Below are 14,433 nucleotides of genomic sequence, written 5' to 3' on the forward strand. Positions count from 1 at the left end.
CAGCCATCCTTCAAGCCGCCTTGGCCGGTGCGAGCGCCTGCACCGGCATGCCGCGACGGACCGGATCGGTCCAGGTAATAATCTCGAAGCGGCCATCCTCATGTTCGACCAGCGCCGTGCAGCTTTCGACCCAATCGCCGCAATTCATGTAGCGGATGCCGTGCTCGTCACGGATCGTCGCGTAGTGAATATGACCGCAGATCACGCCGTCAGCGCCATGCCGCCGCGCTTCACCCGCCAGCGTCTCTTCGAACGCACCGATATAATTGACCGCGTTCTTCACCTTCATCTTGGCCCATTTCGAGAGCGACCAGTAAGGGAAGCCAAACAATTTGCGCAGCGCATTGACCAAGCGGTTCATCTGGATTGCGAAGTCATAGGCCTTGTCGCCGAGATGGGCGAGCCAGCGCGCGTTCTGCACCACGAGGTCGAAGATGTCGCCGTGGATGACGAGATATTTCTTGCCGTCCGCGCCTTCATGCGTCGCGGTCTCGACGACCTCGATACCGCCGAAATGCGTACCGTAATAGCTGCGCAGGAACTCGTCGTGATTGCCGGGGATATAAACGACCTTGGCGCCCTTGCGCACCTTGCGCAGCATCTTCTGCACGAAGTCGTTATGGGATTGCGGCCAGTGCCAGCCGGATTTCAGCGCCCAGCCATCGACGATATCGCCAACGAGATAAATGGTATCGGCATCATGTATACGGAGGAAGTCCAGCAGCCGGTCAGCCTGCGATCCACGGGCGCCGAGGTGGACGTCGGAGATAAACAAGGTGCGAAAGCGCTTTTCGTTGCCTTCACTCATCACGTCTCTTTCCATGTCGAGCAGCTAACTGATTTGCATGACACGGCGATGACGATTTACGCCGCCAGTGCCGCCGCGGTTCGCTCAAAAGTAACCAATGTGTAGATACCGAACGGCGCCACCTTGCGGCGTTCGATGAGGATCGATTCAGCGTTCGCCTGCGACCATGCCTGCAACCGCGCGAACGGGAATTCCGGACGCAGACCGAGGGAACGGGTCTTCACCGCCGCCCAACGCTCGACAGCGGCTGCAAGGCCAGTCTCCGAATACAGATGATTGACGAGGATGATGCGTCCGCCCGGCTTCACCACGCGGTGGCATTCGGAGAGCACCTGCTCGGGATTCTCGACCAGCGTAATCACGAACTGCGCGACAACACAGTCGAAGGTCGCGTCTGCAAAGCTCATTGCATGGGCGTCCATCTCCTGGACGTCCTTGACCCATGGATAGCGGCCGGTTGCCATCTTGGCGCGCGCCTTGGCAAGCATGGGTGCGCTGAGATCGATACCGGTAATTTCGGTACTCGCATCGTAGTCATCGAATGACAGACCGGTGCCGACACCGACTTCAAGCACCTTGCCACCCACAGCACGCGCTGCTTCCGCAGCCGCACGGCGTCCCTTCAGCATCACCGGACCGCACACCGCATCATAGATCGGAGCCCAGCGCGCATAGGCTGTTTCAACAATGGATTTTTCCAGATCCAGCGTCGCCATCACAGGTTCCGTCCAGCGTGTCCGAAAGAATCGGACAACCAATTCTCTGCTCGGCTGATATCAAGCGGGGATGACAGATCGACGACAGAGTGTCGCAGGAATCTCCTGCGAGGCATCGATGGGCAACTGGCGCTTCGGTGGATGTTACTCTTGGTAGGCGGACAGCGACGGCCAAGGACAACGCGGCCGACATAGGCGCCGCTTGGCGCACGCGCTTTGCCGGCCTGGATCGCGACAGCCATCGGACTGGTCATGGGTGATTGGAAGGCATAGCGGCCGGTGCGGCGTACGCCTTCAGCATTGCCAGGCTACACACGGACGCGATGGGCATAAGCACACCACCACGATAGGACGCCACACAAGCTATACTACCTTTAGTTTCATTAAAGATTAATCCCCCGCTGCCAACATCGGCGTGATCGATGTCCGCGAAACCGAACGGGCATGCAAGCCAACACTGGAGGCGCTCGTGACGTTTCTTGCCCGTTTCAATGTGCTCACCAAAATCCTGGCGATCGTCGGCCTGATGGCATCGATCGCCATCGGTCTGAGCTGGCTCGGTATCAGTGCGATGGCCAGGCTCAATGAAGGCGCAACCAACATGAGCCTGTCGTCGAAGCGCGCCTTGACGGGAGCGCGCGCGAACCAGGAAGTCATCGGGCTCAATCGCGCCGAATTCCGTCTTGCGCTGGACCCCCGGCCGCAGAACGTCGCGCAAACCAAACAAGACATCGAAACGCAGTTGAAATCGCTGGAGGCCGGCATCGCCAACATCCAGGAAACCCGCGACGAGCAGACACGCGCCATATTGCCGGCCGTGAACGATGCACTGGCCGTGTACAAGAGCAACCTGGAGAACACCATCAAGCTCGCCAGCGCCGCCACCGACGTGCACCTCGACGAGCAGACCAATCGGCTGCGCGAAGCCGCCGTGAAGGGCCGCGAGGCTGCGGAGAAGGTGCGGACCGCAATGCGCGCCGTCTCGAACCGCCTGCTCGATCGTGTGGATCTCTACACACAAGCCGCATCGGAGGAGTATGTCACGACCTCGCGGCTGCTGATCATCGCAACGGTGATCGGCGTGCTGTTCGGACTGGCGGCGGGCTTCCTGATCGGCCGCTTCGGAATCGTCAAACCGATGATCGAACTGGTAAGAGATTCCGTGCGCCTGGCGGGCGGCGATACGACCGCCGCATTCGACACTGCACGGCGTGCCGACGAGATCGGCACGGTCGCCGGCGCCGTCGCCAAGTTCCGCGACAATGTCGTTGCGCAGCAGGATGCCGCGAAAGGCATTGCGATCGAAGTGGCTGAACGCGAGGCGCGCAATCGTCACATCGAGCGCACCGTTGAGAGCTTCCGCGTCACCGCCGACGGATTGCTGACAACGGTGGGCGAGAATGCCGGCACACTCAAACAGACCGCGCAGTCTCTGACGGGGATTGCCGGCGACGCAGCACAGCAGGCTATTTCTGCAGCAGGCGCGTCGGAGGAAACGGCAACCAACGTCCAGACCGTAGCGTCGGCAGCGGAGGAGTTGACGAGTTCGATCATGGAGATCGGCCGTCAGATCGAGCGTGCGACATTGACCGTCACCACGGCGGGTGCCACGACCAGCCGTTCCGAAGCAGAGATCGAAGGCCTCGCCGAGGCCGCGCAACGGATCGGATCCGTGGTCGACCTGATCCAGGCCATCGCCGCACAGACCAACCTGCTGGCGCTCAATGCCACTATCGAGGCAGCCCGCGCCGGTGAATCCGGCCGCGGCTTTGCTGTAGTGGCATCCGAGGTCAAATCGCTGGCCAGCCAGACCGCCCAGGCAACGAGCGAGATCGCGCAGCAGATCGCCAGCATTCAGGCCACCACAACGACGGCCGTGGCCTCGGTCAAGGAGATTGCACTGTCCATGCGCGAGATCGACGAGGTTACCACCGCGATCGCCAGCGCCATGGAGCAGCAGGGCGCAGCGACGCGGGAAATCTCCCAGAACGTGCAGATGGCCGCAGCCGGCACCCAGATGCTGGCGTCGAACATCTCGGCGGTCAACATGGCGATCAGCGAAACCAACCGCTCCGCCGATGACGTGTTCAGCGCCTCCGGCAACGTCTCCTCGGCCGCCGGCGATCTCGCCGAACAGGTGAAGCAGTTCTTTGTCACCCTGCGCGAAACGCCGACCGATCGCGCCAAAGCTGCTTGAGAAGGCGGCCTGAGGCCCGCGCGCGGGCGACGAGATGGGGATCAGTAAGAGCCGTGGAAGTGATGCACCGGCCCGTGGCCGTGCCCGACTGTAAACCGATCAGCTGCAGCAATCGCGGCCATGACATAGGCCTTCGCTGAACGCACCGACGCCTCCAGCGTCTCGCCTTTGGCAAGCCCGGCCGCGATGGCTGACGACAGCGTGCAGCCCGTGCCATGCGTGTTCTTGGTCGCAACGCGCGGTGCCGGCAACGCAATGGCGCGGTCCGGTGTGATGAAATAGTCGGTGCTCTCCGGGCCGGTCCCGTGGCCGCCCTTGATCAGCACAGCCTTGCAGCCGAGCGTGAGCAAACGCTTGCCCTGCGCTTCGATGGCCGCATCACCTTCCACCATCGGCTCGTCCAGCAGCGCAGCTGCCTCCGGCAGGTTCGGCGTGATGATCTGCGCCAGCGGAATCAGTGTGCTGCGCAGCGCCGCGATCGCCTCCGGCGCCAGCAGGCGATCGCCTGAGGTCGCCACCATCACGGGGTCGAGCACCACATGTTTCGGCTGCCACGTAGCGAGGCCCGCCGCGATGGCCTCGATCACGTCGCGCTGCGCGACCATGCCAATTTTAACGGCGCCGACCGCGAGATCGACGAACACGGCGTTGATCTGTTCGGCCACAAACTCCGCCGGCACCTGATGGATGCCGGTGACGCCCTTGGTGTTCTGGGCGGTCAGCGCGGAGATCACCGAGGCGCCATAGACGCCCAGCGCCGCGAAGGTCTTGAGGTCGGCCTGGATCCCGGCGCCGCCCGAGGAATCCGAACCGGCAATGGTCAGCGCAATGGGCGTGGGCATCGGGAAAACTCGCGCAGGATCAAGGGATAAGCGGATGCCTCAGTCCTAGCCCGCCATCGTCAGGCCGGCAAGGCGGCGACATGCTGGCGGCTTGCGCCGCCCCCTGTTTTGGGCTTGATGATCCCATCTCTTTTTTGAGCACGATCTTTCGGAAAACCGGTTCCCCCTTTTCCGGATCATGCTCTCAATCGCCCGTTTCCGGAGAATCCCGATGGTCCCCTTCTTTGTCCAGTTCAAGTGCAAGCTTGGCCAATCCTACGCCGTCGCCAACGCCCTGGCCGAAGCCGAAATCGCCTCGGAAATCTATTCCACCGCCGGCCATTACGACCTGCTGGTGAAATTCTACGTCGATAACGCGACGGATATCGGCCATTTCGTCAACGAGAAGGTGCAGACCATCCCGGGCATCCAGGACACGCACACGATCATTACGTTCAAGGCGTTTTGAGGCGGGCCACGGCGCGTTCCCGCTTCAGCGCGCCCGTTTGACCCATTGTTGCACGGACGCCCGCTGCCATTGCCGCTCCGCATAGGCCTTGAGGCTTGATGGCACCGCATCACCGTTCATAATCAGCCTGTTCAGCATCAAGGCCAGATCGGTATCGGCGATACACCAGTGGCCGAAAAGATGGCCAGTCCCGTCGCGCACCAATTCACTGGCGACCGCGATCAGCTTATCTGCCGACGCGCGCGCCTGAGCTGTCAGTGGACGATCGATTGGCTTGTTGAAGAAAATCGACTGCGTCGACCGCTCCTCGCGGATGGGAGACAGATCGCTGCGAAGCCACGCCTGAACCTGCCTTGCCACAGCACGTTGCCCCGGCTCTCGGGGATAGACCGGTGCGTGCAGTGGCACGGGAAAAACCTCCTCGAGATATTCAGAGATGGCGGATGACTCTGACAGATGAAAGTCACCATGAGCCATTGTCGGCACCCGCCGGGTGAGCGACAGGCGCGCGTAAGGTTCGGCTTTGTTCTCGTCCGAATCCAGGTCCACTGTTTTGATCTGGAAAGGAATGTCCTTCTCGGTCAGAGTCACGAAGACCGACATGACATAAGGGCTCGTGAAATGGGAATCTGCGTAGAGCGTCAAGCCATGGGTCATCATCACTCCTCTCGACTTTTAGCTGCGCGCTCCACGCTTCGACAAAGCGAGTGCTGTCGCTAGCCCGCCAATCCCACCGCCGACAACGATGACGGTTTCGTTTGGCACGCCTCTCGCCCGATTTCTTCGTTTCTATTTTCTTGTCTTGGCTGCGGTGCCCTTTTTCCGGCTTCCTGGCTTTTCGGTTCCTTCAATGATCGCGTCAATTTCGCCTTGCGAGACTTTTGCCTCGATCAGATCCAGGTTTTCGTACAACTGACGGAGTATGTCCTTCAGTGCCTGCGTGTCGGCTGAAGAGAGATTGGTTGTAGCCAGCTGCTCGAAGTGGGCGGCCACTGGCATGTATCGCGCGGCGAGCATTCTTCCTTGGTCAGTCAGGCTAACTTGGAGCGACCTTTGATCGTGCTCCGGTCGTTGACGGAGCAAGACACCTCGACGGTGAAGATCAGCAACCACCCGCGAAAGGGTCGAAAGATCGGCTGAAGTCAGCGCAGCAAGCTCGCCGAGCCTTAGCGGGCGATCTTCCTCCGTAAGCGCCGCAAGAACGCGATACATCTGAAGACTGAGGCCGTCCCTTTTGATCACACGGGCAAACAGGTCACCGGTGCGAATGCCGAGTCGGGCGATCAAGTAAGGGAAAGATTTCGATAGACGATACATATCGCTGGACCCGGTGGAGTGAGGAGCCACCGGCCTAATCGCGTTTGTTCGCGGACGCAACATTTGCATATTAATCATTTGCATTTGCAACTTTCCCACTGACAAGTTAATGTACGAACGGTCTGATCCCGTCAAGCGATGGTTACGAGCGGATGAACGATGCAAAACAAGATTGCGCTTGAAGAACATTTTGCGACGGAAGAGTCTCTTGGAGACAGCGCTCTTTTCGCGCCGGAGGCTGATTGGCCAGAACTGAGATCTCGCCTGCTGGATATCCATGAGAAGCGATTGCGCGAGATGGATAAGCACGGCATCGAGTTGATGCTGCTGTCGCTGAATGCACCTGCTGTGCAGGCAATCATGGACCCGGCGGATGCGAGCGACACCGCGCGGCGGGCGAACGACTTCCTAGCAGAGCAAATTGCGCGACGGCCGACACGATTTCAGGGCTTGGCTGCCATCGCGATGCAGAACCCCGATGGTGCCGCGCAAGAAGCCCGGCGTTGCGTACTTGAACTCGGGTTCCGCGGAGTCTTGGTCAACGGCTTCAGTGACACCGCCGATAGCGCCAAGCCCCTGTACTACGACGCGCCCGCATTTCGCCTGTTTTGGGCTGAGCTCGAGCGTCTAGACGTGCCGTTTTACCTGCATCCGCGGAATCCAAGACCGCAAGATGCTGGCATTTATGAGGGACACCCTTGGCTGCTTGGTCCGACATGGGCATTCGGCCAAGAGACTGCCGTGCACGCGTTACGCCTGATGGGCACCGGTCTTTTCGATGAGCATCCTCGCCTTCAGATCATTTTGGGGCACATGGGCGAGGGGTTGCCGTACTCATTGTGGAGGATCGACAACCGCAACAAGTGGATGAGCCGTCAAAATCAGTATCAGGCAAAGCGCAAGATCGCGGACTACTTCAGAGAGAACTTTCACATCACGACTTCGGGGAATTTCCGAACACAGACGTTGATCGACGCCATGCTTGAGATTGGCGCCGACCGCATCCTGTTTTCTGCGGACTGGCCGTTCGAGAACATCGATCACGCCGCAGATTGGTTCGACAACGCCTCGATCTCTGAAGGCGACCGCCAGAAGATCGGCTACGGCAACGCACGCAAGCTCTTCAAGCTCGATTCCAATACCAAATTAAATAGCCGCCAAAGAAGCGGTGATAGCAACCAATACGGGAGAAACGACCATGACAGATGTTGCGATAGACGTTCATGAAGAATTGGCCGAAGCGAAAATAGGGCCCATGCATAAAAGCCTTGGTGTACTTATCACCCTGATTACGCTCTTCGACGGCTACGATACCTTCAATCCCGCTTACGTGATTCACTATGTCGCTCAGCCATGGGGGCTACAACCTGGCCAGGCCGGATTTCTCGTCAGTTCCGGCCTCATCGGCTTTCTCTTCGGCGCAGTGGGGCATGGCGCCATCGCCGACCGCCTCGGACGGCGCGGCACGCTCCTTGCCGGACTTTGGGTGATCAACGTCTTCACAGTCGCCACCGCCATCTTCGCAGATAGCTTTTGGAGCTTTTGTTCGCTTCGTTTCCTCACTGGATTGGGCCTCGGAGTCCTTTTGCCTTTGGGAACAACATTCATAAACGAACTAGCCCCGCGTCGTGTCAGCAACACGTTCTCTCTTTGGGGGGTCACACTCGGATGGTCGCTTGGCGGTATGCTCGCAGGTGTGGCCGGGGTATTTCTGACGCCGATCTACGGCTGGCAGGCACTTTACTACGTTGGCGCACTCTCTATTCCACTGACGATCGTCGCCCATAAAATCCTGCCAGAAAGCCCGAAGTTCCTCGCTTCCCGAGGGCGTTGGCATGAGCTGAAAGCCTTGCTTGGCAAATTGCGGCCCGAACGCGCCGAAACGTATGCGAGTGCAAAATTTATCGCTCCAGGCGAGACAAAGGCGCAATCTGGGATCGCACGATTGTTAGGCGGACGCTATCGACGTCAATCGCTGACGCTTTGGCTCACGGCGTTCATGAGCCTCTTCGCAATCTTCGGCCTTACGGGCTGGATACCGACCGTGATGATGCACCGCGGAGAAACGTTCGCGGCTTCGTTCGGGTTTGGTGCTCTCATGCAGGCGACTTCCTTCTTCGGAGGGCTGACGCTCGCGTTTCTCGCCGATAGGAAGTTGGCAAACGCCCCTCTCTATTTGGCTTCGTGGTGGTTTGTCGGTGGCGTCGCTGTCATCACGCTCGTTTTTGTCAATCAGCATAGTCCCAATTTGGCAATCGTCGCGGTAGCAGGGTTCTGCATCATCGGAGCACAGCACGTGCTGAACAACTTTACTGCGGGGACGTACGACACCAGCATCAGAGCGAGCGGCGTTGGGATGATGCTCGGGCTCGGCCGCGTAGGCGCGATCTTGGGCCCTTTCGTTGCCGGCCTCCTTCAGCAAACGGTCTACGGCTCGAATGCGGTGTTTTGGGCTATCGGGTGCGCTGCTGCGACTGCGGCCGTCGCGATAGGATCGCTGTTGAAGAGCATCGGCCCGGCTCAAGACCGAAGCACCGTGATGGTGTGAACCATGAGATCATTCAACTCCGTTCAGTCTCCGATACGCGTCATATTTGGCTACGGCACCTCTTTACCCGTGATCGATGAACCATGGTTCTTAGGCCTTCGACGCGCTGTGGTTCTTTCCACCGCCGATCAAGCCGATCGAGCTCGCAAGCTCAGCGCCGACATTGGCCCTGGTGCCTACAGTATGGAACGAACTTCAAGGCGATAGCCGTCGGAACAAACTTGCAATAGTGGGTGAAGAAAATGACGAGATATTTGTCGCTCGACGTCGACAACAAGAAGGTACAGGTGCACTGCGATGAAGATGTGCCCGCATTATACGTATTGCGCAACGATCTCGCGCTCAACGGCCCCAAATTTGGTTGTGGGCTGGGCCAGTGCGGCGCCTGCGTCGTACTGGTGGACGGCAATGCAACGCGATCTTGCGTCACGCCGGTGAGTGCTTTGGAAGGCACCAAGGTCGTTACGCTCGATGGCCTGGCCGTGAACGGGAAGCTAGACGCGTTGCAGAGAGCTTTCATTCAACTCGAGGCAGCGCAATGTGGTTATTGCACGAATGGCATGATCATGACGGCAAAAGCCCTCTTGCTTCGAGAGAAACATCCGAGCGAAGAGCAGATCAGGAGCGCGTTGAACGGTAATCTCTGCAGATGCGGCGTACATAATCGTATTGTTGCGGCTGTGCAAATGGCATCGATGGATAAAGCACAATGAGCCGTTCTCAGAACCGTGGTACGACGCGGCGGGACTTTTTAGTTAGCGCTGGTATACTTGTTGCGAGTTTCAGCCTGTCGCGACCGACAGCGATGGCTCAGATAGTGGAAGGCGCCGCTCCGATAAGTTTCGCCAAGACGAAGCGGCTGGACGGTTGGATACGCATATCGGCGGATAATGTGGTGACTATCTTCACCGGCAAGGCTGAACTTGGCCAGGGTATTTTGACAGCCCTCGCTCAGATAGCTGCCGAGGAGTTGGATGTCGGAGTGGAAATGATCCGGGTGATTTCCGCCGACACCTCGCGTGGGCCTGACGAAGGCTACACTTACGGTTCTCAATCGATTGAACAGAGCGGATCCGCGCTGCGCATTGCGAGTGCGCAGGCTCGAGCTGTGTTCGTGGCTGCCGCGTCCTCTTATTGGTCGATAGATGCCCGCGCCATAACGATCGACAAGGGAGTTATTGTCGCTGCCGATGGCCGTCGCATCACTTACGGTGCTCTTGCGGCACAGGATAAGGATCTGCTGTCGCGCGACGTCACCAGCTCGATAAGGCCGAAATCGACAGATGAATACCGGATCGTGGGCAGGTCCACTGCTCGCATCGACCTCCCAGACAAGATTCTGGCAAAGGGCGTGTTTCTGCAAGATATGCGCCAACCCGGTATGGTGTTTGGCAGGGTGATCAGACCACCCACCCCCGGCGCGAAGCTTGTTGGTTTCGACCCGTCCGCGGTACGCGCTATGCCCGGTGTTTTGTCAGTAGTCCATATCGGTAGTTTTTTAGGCGTCGTAGCTGAGCGTGAAGAGCAGGCCATCCGCGCATCAGACGCCGTGCGGGCCAATGCGAGATGGGAGGGAGGTGAGAAACTTCCAAACGAGAATGAACTAGCCGCTGAGCTATTGAGGTTTGCCAAGGAGGATTTGATCGTCGCCCAGACGGGGAGGACAACACAGACGGCTCCCATCGCGCACTGGGTAGAGGCGACCTACACTCGACCGTATCTTTCGCAGGGAAGCATCGGCCCCAGCTGTGCGGTCGCACGTTTTAGCGCCGGGCGATTGACTGTGTGGTCGCATACTCAAGGAGCCTTCCCATTGCGCGCCGATCTGGCGAAAGTGGTAGGGCTACCCGTCAATTTGGTAGATGTAGTCCACGTCCAGGCATCCGGCTGTTACGGCCACAACGGCGCAGACGACGCCGCTCTGGACGCCGCGTTGCTTGCCTTGTCTGTAGAAGGGCGTCCCGTAAAGCTTCAATGGATGAGGGATGACGAATTTGCTTGGTCGCCGATATCTCCAGCCATGGTAATGAGTGCGAAAGCTGGTCTTTCCGCCGAGGGCAGAATCGTTGATTGGAGCTACGACGTCTGGAGTAACACACATGCGACCCGTCCCGGACAGCCAGGAGGGACAAATCTGCTTGCGGCCTGGTACCTCAATAAAGGTTATACCGTCTCTCCGCCGTTGCACATCCCGCAGCCATTCGGGAACGGCGATCGCAACGCAGTGCCATGCTACGATCTTCCCCGTGTGAACATCGCGCATCACGTCTTGACCGCGATGCCCATCAGGACGGGCTCTCTGCGGACATTGGGCGGGCATTCCAATATTCTGGCTATCGAGTGTTTTATGGACGAGCTAGCCGCCGTAGCTGGCGAGGACCCGATCGCATTTAGGTTAAAGCACCTGACGGACGTTCGCGCGAAGGCCGTTGTCGAGGCGGTGCGCAGCGCGACCGGGTGGCCTGTCGATCGGAAACGCGACGGCAAGACAGGCCGTGGGTTCGCTTATGCACGCTACAAAAATATATCGACGTATGCTGCCGTAGCGGTCGAAGTTGAGCTCGATCGAACCACATGTAACGTGACCGTCAAGAAGGTCCATGCAGCGGTCGACGTTGGTCGAGTGATCAATCCAGACGGCGTCAAAAGCCAAAGCGAAGGCGGTATTGTGCAGGGCATCAGTTGGGCAATGAAGGAGCGCATGCGCTTCTCCCAACACAAGATCACCTCCACGGATTGGTCGACTTATCCAATCATTACATTCGATGAGATACCTCAGATTGATGTCGTTGTGCTGGATCGTCCAAAAGAACCGAGCCTTGGAGCGGGTGAGGGCACGATCGGTCCAGCGTCCGCGGCATTTATGAATGCGGTCGCCGACGCCGTCGGTCGGCCGATCCGCGACCTGCCGATAACCTCAGAACGTATTCGCGACGCTTTGCGCATTTGATCAGGCGGTACAACGAATGCAGATTGTGAGCACGTACGATGCCCCCCGCCGCGAAGACGCGGCGACCTCTCCCCGCAAGCGGGGAGAGAGGGAGAGCTACACAGCCATCTTCCGGTGCAGGACCGGAATGCCGCTCAGCTCCTCCGCCGCATCGACGATCGCATTCGCATCGATGCCGTGATGGCGGTAGAGATCGCCGATGGTGCCGGTCTGGCCGAACTGCTCGACCCCCAGCGCCTCCATGCGATGACCGCTCACGCTGCCGATCCACCCCAAAGTCGCGGGATGGCCGTCCAACACCGTGACGATGCCGCAATCGCGCGGCAACGGCTGCAGGAGCCGCTCGATATGGCTGAGATGCTGCGGGTTGCGTTTGTCGCGGCGAATCTTTCGCGCTGACGTCCAGCCGGCATGGAGGCGGTCGGCTGACGTGATCGCCAGCAGGCCGATATCGCGATGGCTGTCGCCGAGCAGTCCCGTCGCCTCGATCGCCTCCGGCGCCAGCGTGCCGCTATAGGCGATCACCAGATCGCAATTTGCGCCGGGCTTGCGCAGCCAGTAGGCGCCATCGGTGATGCCCTCCCGCAGTTCCGGCGTCATCATCCGCTGCGGCTGTTCGATGGTGCGCGTGGAGAGCCGCAGATAAACCGATCCGCCCGCGCGCTGGCCGGCCTCATCGATGCCCGCGTCACGCTGCATGTGCTGGAAGCCCCAGCCCATGATGACCGCGAGTTCATCGACGAAGGCCGGCTCGAACGATGCAAGACCGTCCTGCGCCATGCCGATCAGCGGCGTCGCGATCGACTGATGCGCGCCACCTTCCGGCGCCAGCGTGATGCCCGACGGCGTTGCGGCCACCATGAAACGGGCATCCTGATAACAGGCATAATTGAGCTGATCGAGACCACGCTCGATGAAGGGATCGTACAGCGTCGCGACCGGCAGCAGGCGGACGCCGTTGATGCTGCTCGACAGGCCCAAGGCCGACATCAGGATGAACAGATTCGCCTCGGCAATGCCGAGTTCGAGATGCTGGCCCTTCGGCGAGAAGTCCCAGTTGAAGGTCGACGGAATCTTCTCGCTGCGGAAGTGATCCGCCTTCTCTGCGCGTGCGAACAGCCCGCGTCGATTCACCCAGGCGCCGAGATTGGTCGATACAGTGACATCGGGCGATGCGGTGACAATACGCGACGCCAGCTCGGTATCGCCGCGCGCCAACTCGTGCAGGACGAGGCCAAAACCCTGCTGCGTCGACATCGCCGGCGACGGCTTGAACGACAGATGCGCGGGAACCTCGACCACATCAGCGCTCAGGCGTCGCCTGCCCTGCTGCACGAAAGGCACATCCTTCAGAAACGCATCCAGCATCGCCGGGTCCTGTGTCAGGCCTTCATACTTGTCCCACTCATGACCAGGCCGGATATTCTGCGCTGCGCGCCAGGCCTCCATCTGCGTCGGCGTCATCAGGCCGGCATGGTTATCCTTGTGGCCCTGGAACGGCAGTCCGACGCCCTTGATGGTGTAGGCGATGAAGCAGACCGGACGATCGTGATCGATCGCCTCGAAAGCCTCGATCATGCTGGCCATGTCATGGCCACCGAGATTGGACATCAGCGCCAGCAGTTCGTCGTCGCTGCGCGCCTCGATCAGCCGCGACACCGGGCCCTGATCACCGATCTCGTCATTAAGCCGCTTGCGGAACGCCGCCCCGCCCTGGAAACACAAAGCCGAATAGATCTGGTTCGGACAATTGTCGATCCAGGTCTTCAATGCAGCTCCGCCGGGCTCGGCGAAAGCCGTCTGCATTAGCCGGCCGTACTTCACGATCACCACATCCCAGCCGAAGTTGCGGAACATGGATTCGAACTTCTCCCACAGGCCCTCACGCACCACGGCGTCGAGGCTCTGGCGATTGTAGTCGACAATCCACCAGGTGTTGCGCAGCCCGTGCTTCCAGCCTTCAAGCAAGGCTTCGAAGATGTTGCCCTCGTCCATCTCGGCATCGCCGACCAGCGCGATCATGCGGCCTTCGCGGCGGTCCTTCATCCAGCCGTGAGCCGAGACGTAGTCCTGCACCAGCGACGAGAACAGCGTCTGCGCGACGCCAAGACCGACCGAGCCGGTGGAGAAATCGACATCGTCGATATCCTTGGTGCGCGACGGATAGCTCTGCGCGCCCTTGAAGCCGCGAAAATTCTCGAGCTTCTCGCGTGTCTGGTTGCCGAACAGATATTGAATGGCGTGGAACACCGGACTGGCATGCGGCTTCACCGCGACGCGGTCTTCCGGCTTGAGTACGGCGAAATACAGCGCCGACATGATCGTTGCCAACGACGCCGACGAGGCCTGATGGCCCCCCACCTTGAGGCCATCGGTGTTGGGACGGATGTGATTCGCGTTGTGGATCGTCCATGACGAGAGCCAGAGCACCTTGCGCGCCAGTGCGGTCAGGGTCTGCAAACGATGATGATCGATCGGCATGGTGGGCTCCCGCGTCGGCCAGCTGTACTGGTTCGTGATTAGGTCGCCATTCTAGCAGGCGCCCCAAAGGGATTTTCTCAATTCATCGCGACAACCGGGGCCATACTGGGATAAATGAATGGTTCA

The 14,433-nt window shown here is 59.6% G+C and carries 12 protein-coding genes; 6 read left to right on the top strand and 6 right to left on the bottom strand.

The genetic code is table 11. The features are described 5' to 3' along the window. Nucleotides 1-10: 10 nt before the first annotated feature. Nucleotides 11-808, bottom strand: a complete 798-nt coding sequence (locus ACEK02_RS13110; RefSeq protein WP_371422124.1) for a UDP-2,3-diacylglucosamine diphosphatase — start codon at nt 806-808, stop codon at nt 11-13. A 56-nt stretch (nt 809-864) separates the two neighbouring features. Beyond that, nucleotides 865-1,524 (bottom strand): class I SAM-dependent methyltransferase, encoded by a 660-nt coding sequence (locus tag ACEK02_RS13115; protein ID WP_371422125.1) that lies wholly within the window; start codon nt 1,522-1,524, stop codon nt 865-867. A 469-nt stretch (nt 1,525-1,993) separates the two neighbouring features. Between ACEK02_RS13115 and ACEK02_RS13120 the strand changes: the two genes are divergently transcribed. Then, the gene (locus tag ACEK02_RS13120; protein WP_371422126.1) at nt 1,994-3,721 is read left to right on the top strand and encodes a methyl-accepting chemotaxis protein; all 1,728 of its coding nucleotides are present in this window, start codon (nt 1,994-1,996) and stop codon (nt 3,719-3,721) included. A gap of 41 nt (nt 3,722-3,762) precedes the next feature. Here the strand turns inward: ACEK02_RS13120 and thiD are convergent, their stop codons facing one another. Next, a complete protein-coding gene (gene thiD / locus ACEK02_RS13125; protein WP_371422127.1) occupies nt 3,763-4,563 on the bottom strand; it encodes a bifunctional hydroxymethylpyrimidine kinase/phosphomethylpyrimidine kinase in 801 nt (266 codons plus the stop codon). Nucleotides 4,564-4,774: 211 nt separating this feature from the next. Here thiD and ACEK02_RS13130 point away from each other — a divergent pair, with 211 nt between their 5' ends. Then, nucleotides 4,775-5,011: an Lrp/AsnC ligand binding domain-containing protein gene (locus ACEK02_RS13130; protein ID WP_068735543.1), complete on the top strand. Its 237-nt coding sequence runs from the start codon at nt 4,775-4,777 to the stop codon at nt 5,009-5,011. Between the two features lie 24 nt (nt 5,012-5,035). On the opposite strand, the gene yfcF is transcribed toward ACEK02_RS13130, so the two are convergent. Together yfcF and ACEK02_RS13140 are read right to left on the bottom strand one after the other, a co-directional pair. Continuing rightward, complete coding sequence (yfcF, locus tag ACEK02_RS13135) at nt 5,036-5,671, bottom strand: glutathione transferase (protein ID WP_371422128.1); 636 nt, start codon at nt 5,669-5,671, stop codon at nt 5,036-5,038. Between the two features lie 129 nt (nt 5,672-5,800). Continuing rightward, a complete protein-coding gene (locus ACEK02_RS13140; RefSeq protein ID WP_371422129.1) occupies nt 5,801-6,412 on the bottom strand; it encodes a MarR family winged helix-turn-helix transcriptional regulator in 612 nt (203 codons plus the stop codon). Between the two features lie 75 nt (nt 6,413-6,487). Between ACEK02_RS13140 and ACEK02_RS13145 the strand changes: the two genes are divergently transcribed. The 4 genes from ACEK02_RS13145 to ACEK02_RS13160 all read left to right on the top strand — a co-directional run bounded on the left by ACEK02_RS13145 (nt 6,488) and on the right by ACEK02_RS13160 (nt 11,826). Then, nucleotides 6,488-7,555, top strand: coding sequence for an amidohydrolase family protein (locus tag ACEK02_RS13145; protein WP_371422130.1), 1,068 nt, complete (start codon nt 6,488-6,490; stop codon nt 7,553-7,555). Then, nucleotides 7,527-8,876, top strand: coding sequence for an MFS transporter (locus ACEK02_RS13150; protein WP_371422131.1), 1,350 nt, complete (start codon nt 7,527-7,529; stop codon nt 8,874-8,876). The genes ACEK02_RS13145 and ACEK02_RS13150 overlap by 29 nt, the downstream gene beginning before the upstream one ends. A gap of 242 nt (nt 8,877-9,118) precedes the next feature. Further along, nucleotides 9,119-9,589, top strand: a complete 471-nt coding sequence (locus ACEK02_RS13155) for a (2Fe-2S)-binding protein (protein ID WP_371422132.1) — start codon at nt 9,119-9,121, stop codon at nt 9,587-9,589. Continuing rightward, nucleotides 9,586-11,826, top strand: coding sequence for a molybdopterin cofactor-binding domain-containing protein (locus ACEK02_RS13160; RefSeq protein WP_371422133.1), 2,241 nt, complete (start codon nt 9,586-9,588; stop codon nt 11,824-11,826). Before ACEK02_RS13155 ends, ACEK02_RS13160 begins: the two co-directional genes overlap by 4 nt. Nucleotides 11,827-11,922: 96 nt before the next feature. Here the strand turns inward: ACEK02_RS13160 and ACEK02_RS13165 are convergent, their stop codons facing one another. After that, nucleotides 11,923-14,307, bottom strand: coding sequence for a transketolase (locus ACEK02_RS13165; RefSeq protein ID WP_371422134.1), 2,385 nt, complete (start codon nt 14,305-14,307; stop codon nt 11,923-11,925). Nucleotides 14,308-14,433: the final 126 nt, after the last annotated feature.

The organism is Tardiphaga sp., assembly GCF_041424195.1.
Lineage (GTDB): Bacteria > Pseudomonadota > Alphaproteobacteria > Rhizobiales > Xanthobacteraceae > Tardiphaga.

Excerpts from the sequence above, each read along its gene's own strand:
- ACEK02_RS13110 (WP_371422124.1), bottom strand. The coding sequence starts at position 808 with ATGAGTGAAGGCAACGAAAAGCGCTTTCGCACCTTGTTTATCTCCGAC.
- ACEK02_RS13115 (WP_371422125.1), bottom strand. The coding sequence starts at position 1,524 with ATGGCGACGCTGGATCTGGAAAAATCCATTGTTGAAACAGCCTATGCG.
- thiD (WP_371422127.1), bottom strand. The coding sequence starts at position 4,563 with ATGCCCACGCCCATTGCGCTGACCATTGCCGGTTCGGATTCCTCGGGC.
- ACEK02_RS13130 (WP_068735543.1), top strand. The coding sequence starts at position 4,775 with ATGGTCCCCTTCTTTGTCCAGTTCAAGTGCAAGCTTGGCCAATCCTAC.
- yfcF (WP_371422128.1), bottom strand. The coding sequence starts at position 5,671 with ATGATGACCCATGGCTTGACGCTCTACGCAGATTCCCATTTCACGAGC.
- ACEK02_RS13140 (WP_371422129.1), bottom strand. The coding sequence starts at position 6,412 with ATGCAAATGATTAATATGCAAATGTTGCGTCCGCGAACAAACGCGATT.
- ACEK02_RS13145 (WP_371422130.1), top strand. The coding sequence starts at position 6,488 with ATGCAAAACAAGATTGCGCTTGAAGAACATTTTGCGACGGAAGAGTCT.
- ACEK02_RS13150 (WP_371422131.1), top strand. The coding sequence starts at position 7,527 with ATGACAGATGTTGCGATAGACGTTCATGAAGAATTGGCCGAAGCGAAA.
- ACEK02_RS13155 (WP_371422132.1), top strand. The coding sequence starts at position 9,119 with ATGACGAGATATTTGTCGCTCGACGTCGACAACAAGAAGGTACAGGTG.
- ACEK02_RS13160 (WP_371422133.1), top strand. The coding sequence starts at position 9,586 with ATGAGCCGTTCTCAGAACCGTGGTACGACGCGGCGGGACTTTTTAGTT.
- ACEK02_RS13165 (WP_371422134.1), bottom strand. The coding sequence starts at position 14,307 with ATGCCGATCGATCATCATCGTTTGCAGACCCTGACCGCACTGGCGCGC.